Annotated in this window: 12 protein-coding genes and 1 pseudogene; 3 read left to right on the top strand and 10 right to left on the bottom strand. The window is 71.7% G+C overall.

Features of this window, described 5'->3' with window-relative positions:
• The first annotated feature begins 9 nt into the window (after nt 1–9).
• Nucleotides 10–342: an ATP/GTP-binding protein gene (locus ACWDEN_RS24755; RefSeq protein ID WP_351616307.1), complete on the top strand. Its 333-nt coding sequence runs from the start codon at nt 10–12 to the stop codon at nt 340–342.
• Between the two features lie 19 nt (nt 343–361).
• Here the strand turns inward: ACWDEN_RS24755 and ACWDEN_RS24750 are convergent, their stop codons facing one another.
• The 7 genes and pseudogenes from ACWDEN_RS24750 to mce all read right to left on the bottom strand — a co-directional run bounded on the left by ACWDEN_RS24750 (nt 362) and on the right by mce (nt 10,486).
• Nucleotides 362–1,252: an ABC transporter permease gene (locus ACWDEN_RS24750; RefSeq protein ID WP_351611909.1), complete on the bottom strand. Its 891-nt coding sequence runs from the start codon at nt 1,250–1,252 to the stop codon at nt 362–364.
• Nucleotides 1,253–1,647: 395 nt separating this feature from the next.
• Nucleotides 1,648–2,892 (bottom strand): annotated as a pseudogene (locus ACWDEN_RS24745) (ATP-binding cassette domain-containing protein); the annotation flags it as partial.
• Nucleotides 2,893–2,988: 96 nt separating this feature from the next.
• On the bottom strand, nt 2,989–3,756 hold the full coding sequence (locus ACWDEN_RS24740; protein WP_351611911.1) for an ABC transporter permease: 768 nt from the start codon (nt 3,754–3,756) through the stop codon (nt 2,989–2,991).
• Between the two features lie 5 nt (nt 3,757–3,761).
• Complete coding sequence (locus tag ACWDEN_RS24735) at nt 3,762–4,715, bottom strand: ABC transporter ATP-binding protein (protein ID WP_351611914.1); 954 nt, start codon at nt 4,713–4,715, stop codon at nt 3,762–3,764.
• Between the two features lie 101 nt (nt 4,716–4,816).
• The gene (locus ACWDEN_RS24730) at nt 4,817–5,752 is read right to left on the bottom strand and encodes a coiled-coil domain-containing protein (protein WP_351611916.1); all 936 of its coding nucleotides are present in this window, start codon (nt 5,750–5,752) and stop codon (nt 4,817–4,819) included.
• A gap of 182 nt (nt 5,753–5,934) precedes the next feature.
• On the bottom strand, nt 5,935–9,816 hold the full coding sequence (gene scy, locus ACWDEN_RS24725) for a polarized growth protein Scy (protein WP_351611918.1): 3,882 nt from the start codon (nt 9,814–9,816) through the stop codon (nt 5,935–5,937).
• A 229-nt stretch (nt 9,817–10,045) separates the two neighbouring features.
• Nucleotides 10,046–10,486, bottom strand: a complete 441-nt coding sequence (gene mce / locus ACWDEN_RS24720) for a methylmalonyl-CoA epimerase (RefSeq protein ID WP_055704832.1) — start codon at nt 10,484–10,486, stop codon at nt 10,046–10,048.
• Nucleotides 10,487–10,636: 150 nt separating this feature from the next.
• Between mce and ACWDEN_RS24715 the strand changes: the two genes are divergently transcribed.
• Entirely contained in the window at nt 10,637–11,836 is a 1,200-nt protein-coding gene (locus tag ACWDEN_RS24715) for an acetyl-CoA C-acetyltransferase (protein ID WP_351611921.1), read from the top strand.
• Nucleotides 11,837–11,887: 51 nt separating this feature from the next.
• The gene (meaB, locus tag ACWDEN_RS24710; protein ID WP_351611923.1) at nt 11,888–12,844 is read left to right on the top strand and encodes a methylmalonyl Co-A mutase-associated GTPase MeaB; all 957 of its coding nucleotides are present in this window, start codon (nt 11,888–11,890) and stop codon (nt 12,842–12,844) included.
• A gap of 134 nt (nt 12,845–12,978) precedes the next feature.
• On the opposite strand, the gene ACWDEN_RS24705 is transcribed toward meaB, so the two are convergent.
• The 3 genes from ACWDEN_RS24705 to ACWDEN_RS24695 all read right to left on the bottom strand — a co-directional run bounded on the left by ACWDEN_RS24705 (nt 12,979) and on the right by ACWDEN_RS24695 (nt 15,013).
• Nucleotides 12,979–13,455 carry a MarR family winged helix-turn-helix transcriptional regulator gene (locus tag ACWDEN_RS24705; protein WP_351611926.1) on the bottom strand — a complete coding sequence of 159 codons (477 nt, stop codon included), beginning with the start codon at nt 13,453–13,455 and terminating at the stop codon, nt 12,979–12,981.
• A 92-nt stretch (nt 13,456–13,547) separates the two neighbouring features.
• Nucleotides 13,548–14,309: an AIM24 family protein gene (locus tag ACWDEN_RS24700; RefSeq protein ID WP_351612028.1), complete on the bottom strand. Its 762-nt coding sequence runs from the start codon at nt 14,307–14,309 to the stop codon at nt 13,548–13,550.
• A 53-nt stretch (nt 14,310–14,362) separates the two neighbouring features.
• The gene (locus ACWDEN_RS24695) at nt 14,363–15,013 is read right to left on the bottom strand and encodes an AIM24 family protein (RefSeq protein WP_351611929.1); all 651 of its coding nucleotides are present in this window, start codon (nt 15,011–15,013) and stop codon (nt 14,363–14,365) included.
• Between the last annotated feature and the right edge of the window lie 2 nt (nt 15,014–15,015).

Raw genomic sequence — 15,015 nt, 5'->3', positions numbered from 1 at the left:
AGGTGTCCCGTGTCCCCGCGTCACAACCGACCGAAGGCCGCCGGATCGTCGGGCCGGAGCGCCGAGGACGATCGCACCGGCCGGTACGGCGGCTGGCAGTCGACCGAGAACTGGCAGGGCGAGGACTGGAGCGTGCGCCATGTCGCCGGGGCGAGTTCCGAGGGCAAGACCTACCGCTGCCCGGGCTGCGACCAGATGATCCCCTCCGGGGTCCCGCACGTGGTGGCCTGGCCGGAGTACGCGGGCGTGGACGACCGCCGCCACTGGCACAAGGCGTGCTGGAACGCGAAGGACCGCCGCACCACGCGGGTGCAGCGGTCCCGTAACGCGCCGAGGTTCTAGCGGCCGTCCGGCAGCGGTCTCACACGTCCCGCTTCTGCAGCAGCGCGAAGGCACCGGCGAGCGCTGCCGCCGACAGGCCCAGCATGATCCACAGCGGGTCCCAGCCCGTGGGGCCGGAGCGGCTCAGGGAGTTGTCGTAGAAGCAGCTCATCTGGCTCGGGATGGAGTACTCCAGCAGCCACTGCCGCACCTTCTCCAGGGACTGCGAGGCCATGAACAGCGCGATCACCAGCGGGGCCAGCACCGCGCCGATCATGATGGTGATGGCGCCCGCGGAGTGCCGGATGACCGAACCGACGAGCAGCGAGAACAGCCCGAGCAGCGCGAGGTAGAGGCTGATGCCGACGGTCGCCTTGAGCCAGTCGCCGGTGGAGGGGGTACGGGCACCGCCGACGCCCTTCAGCATGGACGCGTGGACCATGGCCACGAAACCGGACGTGGCGAGGGTGACGACGAAGGCGACGACGAAGAACACGATCGCCTTGGCGGCGAGCACCCGGCCCCGGCTCGGGCACGCGACCATCGTCGTACGGATCATGCCGGTGCCGTACTCCGAGGCCGTGGTCAGCACGCCGAGCGTGATGATGCACATGCTGCCGAGGAGCAGGCCGAAGAACCCGAACTGCAGCGGGTTCTGGCCCGACATGCTCTCCGCGCCGGAGTTGGACTTGACCACCGAGGCGGAGAGCAGGCCGATCGCGAGGACGAGCACGACGAACACGCCGAGCGTCCACATCGTCGACCGCACCGACTTGATCTTGGTCCACTCGGAGCTCAGCGCGTGCCCGAGGTGGGTGCGCACGACCGGGATCGGCGAGGTGTAACCGGGGTACGAACCACCGGGCGCCGCTGCCTGCCAGTCGGGCGCGGCAGCAGGGGCCTGCGGCATCGGGGGCTGGTGGGTGCTCATCGGGCGTCCTCGGGCTTGGTCAGGTCGGCGGGGGCGGTGGCCGGGGCCGGGGCAGCGGCGGCGGGCGCCTGCTGCGGCGGGACAGGGGCCGACGGCTGCTCCCGCGGGGCCGGAGCGGCTGAGGGAGCCTGCGGGGCGGCGGGGGCCGGAGCGGCAGCGACGGGCGCCTGCTGCGGTGCCTGGACCGGCGGCTGGCCCTGCGGGGCCGGAGCGGCGGGCTGGGGCTGCGGCGCCGGAGCAGTCGGCTGGGGCTGCAGCCCAGGAGCGGCCTGTGGGACGGCGGGGGGCGACGGGTGCGCCTGCGGAGCCTGCGGGGCGGCTGCGGGAGCCGAGGCTGCGCCCAGCGCCAGCGTCTGCGGGGCCTGCGAGGCCGGGGCGGGCGTCTGGGCCTGCTGGGCGGCGGGAGCCGACGGCTGCGCCTGTGGAGCCTGGGGGGCGGCTGGGGCGCCCGAGGCCGCGCCCAGCGCCAGTGTCTGCGGCGCGGGGACGCCCTGCGGGGCGGAGCCGGGCTGCGGGGCCTGCTGGGCGTACGGGTTGGGGGTGCCGTGGCCGGGTGCCTGTGGGGCGCCGTACGGGCCTGCGGGCGTCTGGGGCATCGCGAACGGCTGACCGCCCTGCTGGGGCGGCGGTGGGGCGTACCAGCCGGGCTGGCCCTGGCCGGGCACCGGCATGGGCGGCTGGGCGCCCGGCGGCAGCGGCTGCTGCAGGCCCGCCTTCTGGTCGATGGTCGAGCGGTAGTCGACCGCGCCCTGCGTCATCCGCATGTACGCCTCCTCCAGCGAGGCCTGGTGCGGCGACAGCTCCCACAGCCGGACGCCCGCCTCGTGCGCGAGGTCGCTGATCCGGGGCAGCGGCAGCCCGGTCACGCGCAGCGCGCCGTCCGGCTCCGGCAGCACATGGCCGCCCGCCTCGGCGAGCGTGGTGCCGAGCTTCTCGCGCAGCTGCGGCTCGGTGTCAGGGGTGCGCACCCGCGCGAAGTCGGCGGAGTTGGCGGAGATGAAGTCCCTCACGCTCATGTCGGCGAGCAGCTGGCCGCGTCCGATGACGATGAGGTGGTCGGCGGTCAGCGCCATCTCGCTCATCAGGTGCGAGGAGACGAAGACCGTACGGCCCTCGGCGGCCAGGGCCCGCATCAGGTTGCGGACCCAGAGGATGCCCTCGGGGTCGAGGCCGTTGACCGGCTCGTCGAACAGCAGCACCTGCGGGTCGCCGAGCAGCGCGGCGGCGATGCCGAGGCGCTGGCCCATGCCGAGCGAGAAGCCCTTGGAGCGCTTGCGTGCCACGTCCTGCAGACCGACGACGCCGAGCACCTCGTCCACGCGCCGGGCCGGGATCCCCGACAGCTGGGCGAGGCTCAGCAGGTGGTTGCGGGCGCTCCGGCCGCCGTGCACGGCCTTGGCGTCGAGCAGCGCGCCGACCTGGCGGGGGGCGTTGGGCAGCTTGCGGTACGGGTAGCCGCCGATCGTCACCGACCCGGACGTGGGGTTGTCCAGCCCGAGGATCATCCGCATCGTCGTCGACTTGCCCGAGCCGTTCGGCCCGAGGAAGCCGGTGACGGCACCCGGCCGCACCTGGAAGGAAAGGTTGTACACGGCGGTCTTGTCGCCGTAGCGCTTGGTCAGGCCGACAGCCTCGATCATGCTCCGCACCCATCGAAAGGTTCAGGCGGGGACCCGCCCCCGTAAGGGTTAGGAGGATATCGGGGCGCTGACGGTTCCGCCCAAGAGAAAGTAAAGCTATGCGTCCCGGCTCTTGAGCACTGCGTAACCGCCGGCGAGCGCGGCGATCACCCACAGCACCATGATCCCGAGCCCGCCCCAGGGCCCGTACGGCGTGTCGTCGGCCCTCGGGACCACCTGCATGATCCGGCTGCCCGCCTGGTCCGGCAGGAACTGGCCGATCCTCTTCGTGGCGTCGACGTTGCCGAGGACGGTGGAGATCAGGAAGAAGAACGGCATCAGGATGCCGAGCGACAGCATCGGCGAGCGCAGCATCGCGGCGACGCCCATGGAGAACATCGCGATCAGCGTCATGTAGAGCCCGCCGCCGAGCACCGCGCGCAGCACGCCCGGGTCGCCGATCCGGGCCCCGTGCGGGCCGAGCATCGCCTGACCGAGGAAGAACGCGGCGAAGCTCGTGGCCATGCCGACCACCAGCGCGAGCGCGCCGGCCACCGCGATCTTGCCGAACAGGAAGGTCGCGCGCTGCGGCACGGCGGCCAGCGAGGTGCGGATCATGCCGGTGCTGTACTCGTTCGAGACCACCAGCACACCGAACACGATCATGGCGAGCTGGCCCAGGCTCATGCCCGCGAAGCTGACGTAGGTCGGATCGAACGACAGCCGGTCCTGCACCGGCATCGAGTCGAACTGGTTCCGCGAGAGAGCGGAGATGAGCATCCCGAGGGCGATGGTGACCACCACGGCCAGCGACAGCGTCCACACCGTGGACGCGACCGACCGGATCTTGGTCCATTCGGACCGGATGACCTGCACGGCCGCCATGGCTGTCAGGCCCCCTTCCACTCGGTGCCCCAGTCCTGCGGGGCGGGACCCGGCTCGGCGTGCGCGTGGTACTCCACCGCCTGGGCCGTCAGCTGCATGAACGCCTCCTCCAGCGAGGCCTGCCGGGGGCTCAGCTCGTGCAGCACGATCCCGTTGCGCGCCGCCAGCTCACCGATCCGCCCGGCCTTGCCGCCCGCCACCTCCAGCGCGTCCCCGCCGGCCTCCACGACGGTGATCCCGTCCTCGTGCAGCACATCGAGCAGCCGCTCGCGCTGCGGGGAGCGGATCCGGACGTACGACCGCGCGTTCTCCCGGATGAAGTCGGCCATGGACGTGTCCGCGAGCAGCCGTCCCTGCCCGATGACGACGAGGTGATCGGCGGTCAGCGCCATCTCGCTCATCAGATGACTCGACACGAACACCGTCCGCCCCTGCGCGGCCAGCGATTTCATCAGGTTCCGGATCCAGTGGATGCCCTCCGGGTCCAGCCCGTTGACCGGCTCGTCGAACATGAGGATCCGCGGATCCCCGAGCAGCGCCGCCGCGATCCCCAGCCGCTGCCCCATGCCGTACGAGAACCCCTTGGCCTTCTTGCGCGCCACGGCGGTGAGCCCGACGGTGTCCAGCACCTGCGCCACCCGGGACTCCGGGATGCCGTTGCTCTGCGCGAGACACAGCAGGTGGTTGTAGGCGCTGCGCCCACCGTGCACGGCCTTGGCGTCCAGCAGCGCGCCGATGTACGTCAGCGGGTCCTTCAGCTGCTGGTAGTGCCGGCCGTCGATCCGGACGTCGCCGGCGGTGGGGTGATCGAGCCCGAGGATCATCCGCATGGTCGTCGACTTCCCGGCGCCGTTGGGCCCGAGGAACCCGGTCACCATCCCGGGCCGCACGGCGAAGGTGAGCCCGTCGACCGCCACCTTCTCGCCGTACCGCTTGGTCAGTCCCTCCAGCTCGATCATGCGGCCACGCTAGAACGGCACGAAGCCCCCTGCCACCGGAGTGGCAGGGGGCTTCCCCAAGCTCGGTGAACGTACGCGTTCCAGCAGCGCACGCCCAGGCGTTACCGGGTCTGCTGCGCCGGCACCCCACGAGAGATGGGCTCGTCGTCGGCCGTCGTGCCGGCGGCGGCCACAGCCGCACCGGTCAGCGTCGCCAGCATCTCGCGGACGTTCGTCAGCTGGGCGTTGATCGAGTCGCGGCGGTTGGTCAGCGCGGCGAGCTCGCGCTCGGATTCCGAGCGGATGCGGTCGGCCTTGGCGTTGGCGTCGGCCACGATGTCCTCGGCCTGGCGCTGGGCGGTCTCCACCGTCTGGCGGGCGCGGCGCTCGGCGTCGGTGCGCAGCTTCTCCGCCTCCAGGCGCAGCTGCTCGGCGCGGTGTTCGATCTCCGCCAGCCGCTTCTCGGCCTTCTGCTGACGCGAGGCCAGGTCGCGCTCGGACTGCTCGCGGCGCTTGGCGAGGTTCGTCTCGAAGTCGGCGGCGGCCTGCGCGGCCTTGGCGCGGGTCTCCTCGAAGAGGGCGTCCGCCTCCTCGCGCTTGGACTGCGCGTCCTTCTGCGCCTCGGTACGCAGCTGGGCGGCGTCGCCCTTCGCCTTCTCGACGATCCGGATGCCCTCGTCCTCGGCCTTGGCCTTGCGCTCGGCGGCGTAGGACTCGGCGTCGTTGCGGACCTGCTGGGCCGCGGACTCGGCGAGGTCGCGGTGCTGTTCGGCCGCCCGCCGGGCCTCCTCACGCAGCTCCTTGGCCTCTTCCTCGGCCAGGCGCAGGATCTTCTCGACCCGGGCACCGAGACCCGCGTACGACGGCTCGGCGTCGGTGACCTGGGCCTGGGCGTTCTGCGTCTCGAGGTGGAGCTCCTCGATGCGCTTCTCCAGGGCGGTGATGCGGGCGAGAGCGCTGTCACGGTCGGAGACGAGCTTGGAGATACGTTCGTCCACCTGAGCGCGGTCGTACCCACGCCGCACAAGCTCGAAGCCGTAGGGGGAAGTGTCGCTCATGGGGTTCCTGTCAATGAGACCGGTGAGGTGATAAGGGGAATCCTAGGGGCCGAAGCGGTGTGTCATCGAGCGGATACGGTTTTGATCTGGAGAATGGCACCTCTTTTGGGTGGCTGACCGCAGGAGGGCTTGCCAAGGAGTCGGGCAAAGCCCCCAGACGTTACCGGAACGCACCGCTCGCACTAGCCGTCTGACGACTTGCCACCCGATCGGGGGGCGCCCACCGTCGCGCCCGCCTTGACCGAGCCCTCCTTGCCGGACGACGGTGCCTCGAAGGACTCGAGCGCCTCCAGGACGTCCTGGACCCGGGAGATCTCGGCGTTGATGTCCTCGCGCCGGCGCACCAGGATCTCCAGCTCGCGCTTGCCCTCCTCGACCGTGCGCCGGGCCTCGCGGATCGCCTCGGCCTTGAGCTCCTCGGCCTCCTTGACGAGGCTGGCCTTCTTCTGCTCGGCCTCCTTGAGCAGCCCCTCCGCCTTCTTGACGGCGGCGATACGCACCTTGCCCGCCTCGGAGTTGGCGTCCGACACCAGCTCCTTGGCCTTCGCCTCCGCCTTGGCCAGCTGCTCCTCGGCGGCCTTGATGAGCGCGTCGCAGCGGTCGCCGGTGGACTTCATCGTCTCGGCGGCCTCGCGCCGGGCCCGCTCGTGCAGCTCCTCGATCTCGGTCGTGATGCGGTCGCGCAGCTCCTCCGCGCGCTCCCGGATCGCGGTGGCGTCGCGGCGGGCGCCGACCAGCAGCTCGTCGGCGTCCGTGCGGGCCTTCTCCACCAGCGAGTTGCCCTCGATCGTGGACTCGGAGACGATCCGCTCGGCCTCGCTGCGGGCCGCGCCGACCATCGTGTCGGCCTGCGACTCCGCGTCCGCGGTGGTCTTCAGCGCCTGCTCCTGCGCCTCGCTGAGCAGCTTGTCGACCTCGGCCGTGGTCTCGGTGATGAGCGTGTCGACCTGCTCGGCCGCCTCCGAACGCCGCTTGTTGGCGTCCTTGCGGGCCTCGTCCATGGTCCGCTCGGCCTCCTCGCGGGCGGAGTTGACCAGCCGTTCGGCCGTGGCTTCCGCGTCCGCCTTGAGCTGCTCGGCCTCCGCCCGCACCCGCTCGGCGTGCGCCTGTGCCGAGCCGACCGTCTCCGCGGCCTCCGCGCGCAGCCGCTCGGCCTCGCCGGTGGCGTCCCCGAGGAGTTGCTCGGCCGCCGCCAGGGCCTCCGCGCGCACCCGCTCGGCCTCGGCCGCGGTCTCCGTCTGGAGCCGGTCCGCCTCGGCGACCGTCTCGTTCTGCAGGCGCTCGGCCTCGTTGCGGGCCTCGGTGATGAGGGTGTCCGCCTGGGTCGCCGCGTCGGAGCGGATCCGGTTGGCGTCCTCGCGGGCGTCCGCCCGGGTCCGGGCGGCCGCCTGGTCGGCCTCGGCGAGCGCGTCCGAGGCCTCGGTGCGCACCCGCTGGGCGTACTCGCCGGCGTCCGCGCGCAGCCGCTCGGCCTCCGCCATCGCCTCCACGACCGTACGCTCGGCCAGCGCCTTGGCGGCCTCCGACTCCTCGTTCGCCTCGCGACGTACGCGGCTCGCGTCCTCGCTCGCCCGCTCCCGCTCGGCGTAGGCGTCGGCGCGGACCCGGTCCGCCTCCTCCTCGGCCTCCCGGCGCGTACGGTCCGCCGCGTGCTCGGCGGCCGAACGCAGCCCGGTGATCTCCTCCTGCGCCTGCTCGTGCAGCCCGGCGACGGAGTCCCGCACCTGCTGGGCGTGCTGCTCGGCGGCCGACACCATCTCGGTGGCCCGCCGGTCGGCCTCCTCGACCAGCCGGACCGCCTCGGCCTGTGCGTCCTCGACCCGCTTGCGGGCGGAGGCCAGCAGCTCCTCGCTCTGCTCGCGGGCCCGAAGCCGCTCCTGGTCGGCCTCTTCGCGGGCGGACCCGAGGGTCTCCTCGGCCTCACGGCGGCGCCGGGCGGCCTCCTCCTGAGCGGCGGCCAGCGTCTCGGACGCCTCCGTGCCGAGCCGTTCGGCGGCGGCCTGCGCCTCCGCGCGCACCCGGTCGGCGGTGTCCTGGGCCTCCGCCTTCAGCCGCTCGGCCTCGGCGGCGGCCTCGGAGCGCAGCCGTACGGCGACGGCCTCGCCCTCGGCACGCGAGGCGGACGCGTCGGACGCGGCCTCGTTGCGCAGCCGGTCGGCCTCGGCCTCGGCCTGCTGCTGGAGGGTACGGATGCGTTCGGCGGCCTCGGCGCGCAGCCGCTCGGTCTCCTCGGCGGCCTCGCGGCGGATCCGGGCGGCCTCCCCGCGGGCGTCCGTGAGCGCCTGCTCGGCCGACTCCAGCCGGTCCTGCGCCTCGGTCTGCAGCCGCGTCAGCTCCTCGGCGGCCTCGGCGCGGCGGGCCTCGACGGCGCGCTCGGTCTCCGCGCGCAGCTCGCGCGCGGCGGTCTCGGCGTCCGCCCTGACCGCCTCGGCCTGCTCCTCGGCCTCCGCCCGCAGCCGTTCGGCCTCCTTGCGGGCCCGGTCCAGGGTCTCCTCGGCCTGCCGGCGCAGGCTGGTCGCCCGCTCGATCGCCTCGGTGCGGACCTTCTCGCTGTCGGTGGTCGCCTTCTGCCGCAGCTCGTCGGCGTCCACCTTCGCCTTGGCCAGCAGCTCCTCGGCGGACCTGGCGGCCTCCTCGATCTGCGCGACCGCCTCCCGGCGGGCCTCCGCGCGGATCGACTCGCCCTCGGCGACCGCGTCGGCGCGCAGCTGCTCGGCCTCGCCGCGCAGCCGGCGGGCCTCCTCCTGCAGCTCGACCGTCTTGGCGCGGTACTCCTTGGTGTCGTCCTTCGCCGCGCCCTTGAGCTGCTCGGCGATGTCGTGCGCCTCGGCGCGCAGCCGGTCGGCCTCGGTCTCGGCCTCCGTGCGGATCCGCTCGGCCTCCTCGGCGGCGGCCCTGGTGGTCCGCTTGGCTTCCTCGGACGCCTTGTTCAGCACGTCCTCGGCGGTCCTGGCCGCCTTGGACAGCTGGGTCGCCGTCTCCTCGGCGGTGATCGAGCTGGCCTTCTCGGCGGCCTCGGCGAGGATCTTCTCGGCCTCGGCACGGGCGTCCGCCACCAGCTGCTCGGCCTCGGACCTGGTGGTCTCGGCCTCCTTGGTGGCCTCCTCGACCAGCCGGGCGACCTGCTCCTTCGCGGTGCGCGTGCGTGCCTCGCCCGCGGCCTCGGCGCTGGAGAGGGTCTTGGCGGCGGCCTCCTTGGCCTCCGTGACCAGCTTCTCGGCCTCGGTCTGCGCCTTGCGCAGGGCCTCCTCGGCCGCCGCCATCCGCTCCTCGGCGGCCCGGCTCAGCTCGGTGGCCTGCCGGCGGGCGGCGTCCGACTCGCCGACCGCGTCGGTGCGCAGCTGCTCGGCGTGGTCGGTGGCCTCCTGAGCCTGCTGGGAGGCGGCGTTCAGCAGGCGTTCGGCGTCGGTGCGGGCGCGGCGCAGGGTCTCCTGGGCCTCCGCGCGGGCCGTCTCGGCGTCGCTCTGGAGCCGCTCGCGGGCCTCCCGGGTCAGCCGCTCGGCCTCCGCGCGGGCGGCGGCCAGCGCCTGCTCGGCCTCGGCGCGGGACTCGTCGAGGAGACGGCGGGCCTGCTGTTCGGTGCGGGCGCGCAGCTGCTCGGCCCAGGCCACGTTCTCGTTGACGTGCGACTCGACGGTGGCGCGGCGCTCGGCCAGCTCCTGGTCGAGCTGCTGGCGCCGGGTCACCGCCTCCTGGTGCAGCTCCGCCTGGAGCCTGGCGGCCTGCTCGGCGTGCTCCTGCAGGATCCGCTGGGTCTGCGCGCGCGCCTCGGCGGCCATCCGCTCCGCGTCCTGGCGCAGCTGGTCGGCCTGCATCTGGGCATTGCGGAGCAACTGCTCGGCCTGATAGCCGATGTCACCGCCGTCGAAGGCGGGCCTGGTCATCAGGGTGCGGCGCGCCTCGTGCAGCTTGGCGCGCAGCACCTCGACCTGGTAGCCGAGGTCCTCGGCGTGCTGGATCGCCTTTTCCCGCTCGGTCTTCAGCCGCTTCATCTCGGCCTCGAACCGAGAGAGGTGGTCGACGTCAGCCGCCGGCTCTCGCTCCTGGCTCTCGTAGCCCCGCACTGCGCGGTCCCATCCGTCCCCTGGTCAGCTTCTCCAACGAGCTCCGTCCATCCGCCGAACGGGGCCCCCGGGGAATGGTGTCAGATCAACGGCGGAGCACGGGCTGCTGCCCCGACGCTCGTCCCCCGAAACCCGGACCCCGGCTCGGTCCTGCCGTCAAAGGCAGGACCCGGTCATCCCGGTTTGAGGGACGACCGCCCCCAACCCTACCGGCCCTTATGTACGGGGGTCAGTGCTCGGGCGACTCAACAGGGGCCGAAGTGACCAGTTCCGTGAGGACGCCATGGCAATCCTTGGGGTGCAGGAAGGTGATCCGCGACCCCATGGAACCACGCCGTGGCTCGTCGTACAGGACGCGTACGCCCTTGTCGCGGATGTCGGCGGCGTCCCCGTCCACGTCCGCCGTGCCGAAGGCGATGTGGTGGACGCCCTCCCCGTTCTTCGCGAGCCACTTGCCGACCGCGGAGTCCTCGCGGGTCGGCTCCAGCAGCTGGAGGTAGGAGGCGCCGCCGTCCGAGGTCTCGTTGATCTTGAGCATGGCCTCGCGCACGCCCTGCTCCTCGTTGACCTCGGTGTGGAACACCTCGAAGCCGTACGTGGCCCGGTAGAACTCGACGGTCGCGTCGAGGTCGTGGCAGGCGATCCCGATGTGGTCGATTCGCGTCAGCATGGATTCAGTGCAGCGCTCATCGGGTGGTTACGCAACGTGCGCGCGATCACACCGACGGCCCGATGACGGCACGGAGTGCCACTCAGTACATTCGAAGTAAACCCTCGTTCACTCCTCGGCCTGGGCAGGCCGGTAAGGGGATCGCAGCTCATGCCTTCTGGAACGAACAGCTCGGTGATCGTCGCGGGTGCACGCACCCCCATGGGACGACTGCTCGGCTCCCTCAAGTCCTTCTCCGGAGCCGATCTGGGCGGCTTCGCGATCAAGGCCGCCCTCGACCGTGCGGGGATCGGCGGCGACCAGGTGCAGTACGTGATCATGGGCCAGGTGCTCCAGGCCGGCGCCGGCCAGATCCCGGCCCGCCAGGCCGCCGTGAAGGCCGGCATCCCGATGAACGTCCCGGCGCTCACCATCAACAAGGTGTGCCTCTCCGGCCTCGACGCCATCGCCCTGGCCGACCAGCTGATCCGCGCCGGCGAGTTCGACATCGTCGTGGCGGGCGGCCAGGAGTCCATGACCAACGCCCCGCACCTGCTGCCGAAGTCCCGCGAGGGCTTCAAGTACGGCGCGGTCCAGATGATCGACGCCATGGCCTACGACGGCCTCACCGACGCCTTCGAGGGCATCGCCATGGGCGAGTCCACGGAGAAGCACAACACCCGCCTCGGCATCGGCCGCGCCGAGCAGGACGAGATCGCCGCGCTGTCCCACCAGCGGGCCGCCGCCGCGCAGAAGAACGGCCTGTTCGAGGCCGAGATCACCCCGGTGGAGATCCCGCAGCGCAAGGGCGACCCGGTCCTGTTCAGCAAGGACGAGGGCATCCGCGGCGACACCACCGCGGAGTCCCTGGGCAAGCTGCGCCCGGCCTTCAGCAAGGACGGCACGATCACCGCGGGGTCGAGCTCCCAGATCTCGGACGGCGCGGCCGCCGTGGTCGTGATGAGCAAGGCCAAGGCCGAGGAGCTGGGCCTGACCTGGCTCGCCGAGATCGGCGCGCACGGCAATGTGGCCGGACCGGACAACAGCCTGCAGTCCCAGCCGTCCAACGCCATCCTGCACGCCCTGAAGAAGGACGGCCTGGAGGTCTCCGACCTCGACCTCATCGAGATCAACGAGGCCTTCGCCGCCGTCGCCGTGCAGTCAATGAAGGACCTCGGCGTGTCCACGGAAAAGGTGAACGTCAACGGCGGCGCGATCGCGCTGGGCCACCCGATCGGCATGTCCGGCGCCCGTCTCGTCCTCCACCTGGCGCTGGAGCTCAAGCGGCGCGGAGGCGGCGTCGGCGCGGCCGCGCTGTGCGGTGGCGGCGGCCAGGGTGACGCGCTGATCGTGCGGGTACCGAAGGCGTAAGCATCCTCGTTGTGCGTGTCTGTACGTCTGTGAACTGAACGGAGCTGTTTGATGCAGGACGTCTCCTCTCTGGTGGCCCAGGCCAGGGAAGGCCGGCCGCGGGCCGTGGCCCGGCTGATCTCCCTCGTGGAGGGGGCGTCCCCGCAGCTCAGGGAGGTCATGGCGGCCCTGGCCCCGCTGACCGGCAACGCCTATGTGGTCGGTCTGACGGGCTCCCCGGGCGTCGGCAAGTCGACCTCCACCTCCGCGCTGGTCACGGCGTACCGCAAGCAGGGCAGGCGGGTCGGCGTCCTGGCCGTCGACCCGTCCTCGCCGTTCTCGGGCGGCGCCCTGCTCGGCGACCGCGTCCGCATGTCGGACCACGCCTCCGACCCGGGCGTCTACATCCGCTCGATGGCGACCCGCGGCCACCTGGGCGGCCTGGCCTGGGCCGCCCCGCAGGCGATCCGCGTCCTGGACGCGGCGGGCTGTGACGTGATCCTGGTGGAGACGGTCGGCGTCGGCCAGTCGGAGGTCGAGATCGCCTCCCAGGCCGATACGAGCGTGGTGCTGCTGGCCCCGGGCATGGGCGACGGCATCCAGGCGGCCAAGGCGGGCATCCTGGAGATCGGCGACGTGTACGTCGTCAACAAGGCGGACCGGGACGGCGCCGACGCCACCGCCCGCGAACTGAACCACATGCTGGGCCTCGGCGAGTCCCGCGGCCCCGGCGACTGGCGCCCGCCGATCGTGAAGACGGTCGCGGCCCGCGCCGAGGGCGTCGACGAGGTCGTGGAGGCCCTGGAGAAGCACCGCGCGTGGATGGAGGAGCGCGGTGTCCTCGCGGAGCGCCGGAAGGCCCGGGCGGCCCGCGAGGTGGAGACCATCGCGGTGACGGCCCTGCGCGAACGCATCGGCGACCTCCACGGCGACCGCCGCCTCAGCGCGCTCGCGGAGCGCATCGTCGCGGGCGAGCTGGACCCCTACCGCGCGGCGGACGAGCTGGTCGCGGGCCTGACACAGGGGTGAACGGGTCGCCGAGCCCGACGCCGGCACCGCTGGTTCGAGGGGCATGGATACAGGCCCGCACCCCTGAGAGCGGCAATTCCGTCAGCGCCGGGCCGCGCGACCCACCCCCCGCCCAGCTGTGCCACCCGCACCCGTCAGGGGCGCCCCCGCTGCCCTCTCAGATGCTCGGCGATCGGCTTCAGGGCCTTGTCCAGTTCCGTCAACGCCTCCGGCGACAGCAGATCGATGAAGTGCCGCCGCACGGAGGCGACATGATGTGGCGCCACCTTCTTCATCGTGTCCATGCCATGCTCGGTCAGCACGGCGTACAGCCCCCGCCGGTCGGACTCGCAGTTCTCACGGCGCACCAGGTTCGCGTTCTCCATCCGCGTGATCTGGTGCGACAGCCGGCTCTTGGACTGAAGAGTCGCGGAGGCGAGGTCGCTCATCCGCATCCGGTGGTCCTCCGACTCGGACAGATTCACGAGAATCTCGTAGTCGTTCATAGTCAGGCCGAACGGCTGCAGATCCTTCTCCAGCTGGTACGTCAACAGCCTGTTGACCTCCAGGTGGGTGCGCCAGGCGCACTGCTCCGCATCGGTCAGCCAGCGCGTGGCCGTCTCGGTCTCCATGAATGAAGTCTACCTAAAAAGTTGAATTCCGAACTACATTGGATGGTGTGACAGTGCGCACGCGTTCGATGTCACCCTCCGCAGACTACCGCTCACAGCCCGAAGCGGCGCTGGAGGTCTCCGAGCTGTCCGGGAAGACGCGGTCCAGCAGATGGTTGCTGACCGTGTCCGCCCGGTGCCGCTCCGCCACCTCCGGGCACCCCTGGTTCGGACGGAACGACACCCGTCGCCGCCTCCTCCATGAGGGACTCCGTCGACTGCAGCAGGACCGTCCCGGCGCCCACGAACTCGAACTGGTGCTCCTCCCCGGATACCCCGCCGAGGCCCGTCATCGCACGTAGACCGCCCAGCACACCCGTCAGATACCCGTGGTCGTAGTGATGACACGGCGACGGGCAGTCGGCCCACCCGACGAGCGCCTGCGGGTCGACCCGGATCGGGGGTTCCATGAACACCACCGGACCGTTAGATGCGGCGACAAACTTTCCGGTTCCGATAAGGGTCAGAAAACCCGGCACGATCGATTGCTTGAGCGCGAGACTTGGCTGAAAAGCGAGCAGGTTGCCCGCGCGAATGGTCAAGTTCCCGTCGTCCAGGTCGTAGGAGTTGACGTCGAAGGCCCGGTCGGCGAGCAGCATCTTGCCCGAGCCCTCCGCCACGACCCAGTCGCTCGCGTGCAGTGGCGAATGGAACGAGGTACGGACAAGTCGGTCGAGTCGCCCGTGCCCGATGCCGTTGAACTCGATCGCCCCGTAGTAGGCGATCATCTTCCCCTTCTGCAGGAACCACTGCCCGCTCTTGAGCTCGACGCAGAACGTGTACTTGTTCACGTTGTCGTCGGCGGGCAGCGTCATCGGGTCGTACACCACCGGGCCGCCGGGGGTGCCGTACGTGCTTCCGTAGGCGCTCACAGCTTCTCCTCCGACGCCTGGACGTACACCGTGCCGTTGCCGCTCAGCTCCAGCTGGAAGGCCTCTCCGGAGCCACGGCCCACCATCTCGCGCCAGCCCAGCGCGGCGGACAGCTTGTTGCGGACCTCGCCGTGGTGGGCGACGTAGGCCTGCGGGTCGACGTGGACCGGGCGCTGGGGGGTGATCGGGATCTCGAAGACGCCGCCGTGCGCCATCACCGCGACGGAGCCCTGCCCCTGGAGGGTGGTGGTGAACAGGCCCTGCCCGGTGACCTGGCCGCGGACCAGGCCCATCACCCCGCCCTGCGAGCCCATGAACATCGTGCCCTGCCGGAGCGTGCCCTCGAAGGCCAGCAGGCGGTCGGCCTCCACGTAGAGGGTGTCGCCGGAGAGGTTGATGACGTGGACGTGGTGGCCGCCGTGCCCGAAGAAGACCGTGCCGCTGCCCTCGACGGTCATCAGCGGGGTCGCCTCGCCCGTCACCCGGCGCCCGATCATGGACATCAGCCCGCCCTGGCCGCCCTGGATGTTCGGAGTGAAGGACACGTCCCCCTTGTAGGCGAGCATCGCCCCGCGCTGACTGAACAGCCGCTGCCCGGGCAGCACGGTCGCCTCGACCATCTTGGAGTTGATCTCCCGGAACGCCATGG

It is taken from the genome of Streptomyces sp. NPDC001153 (genome assembly GCF_053598315.1).
This window is presented reverse-complemented; position numbering and strand designations above follow the sequence as displayed.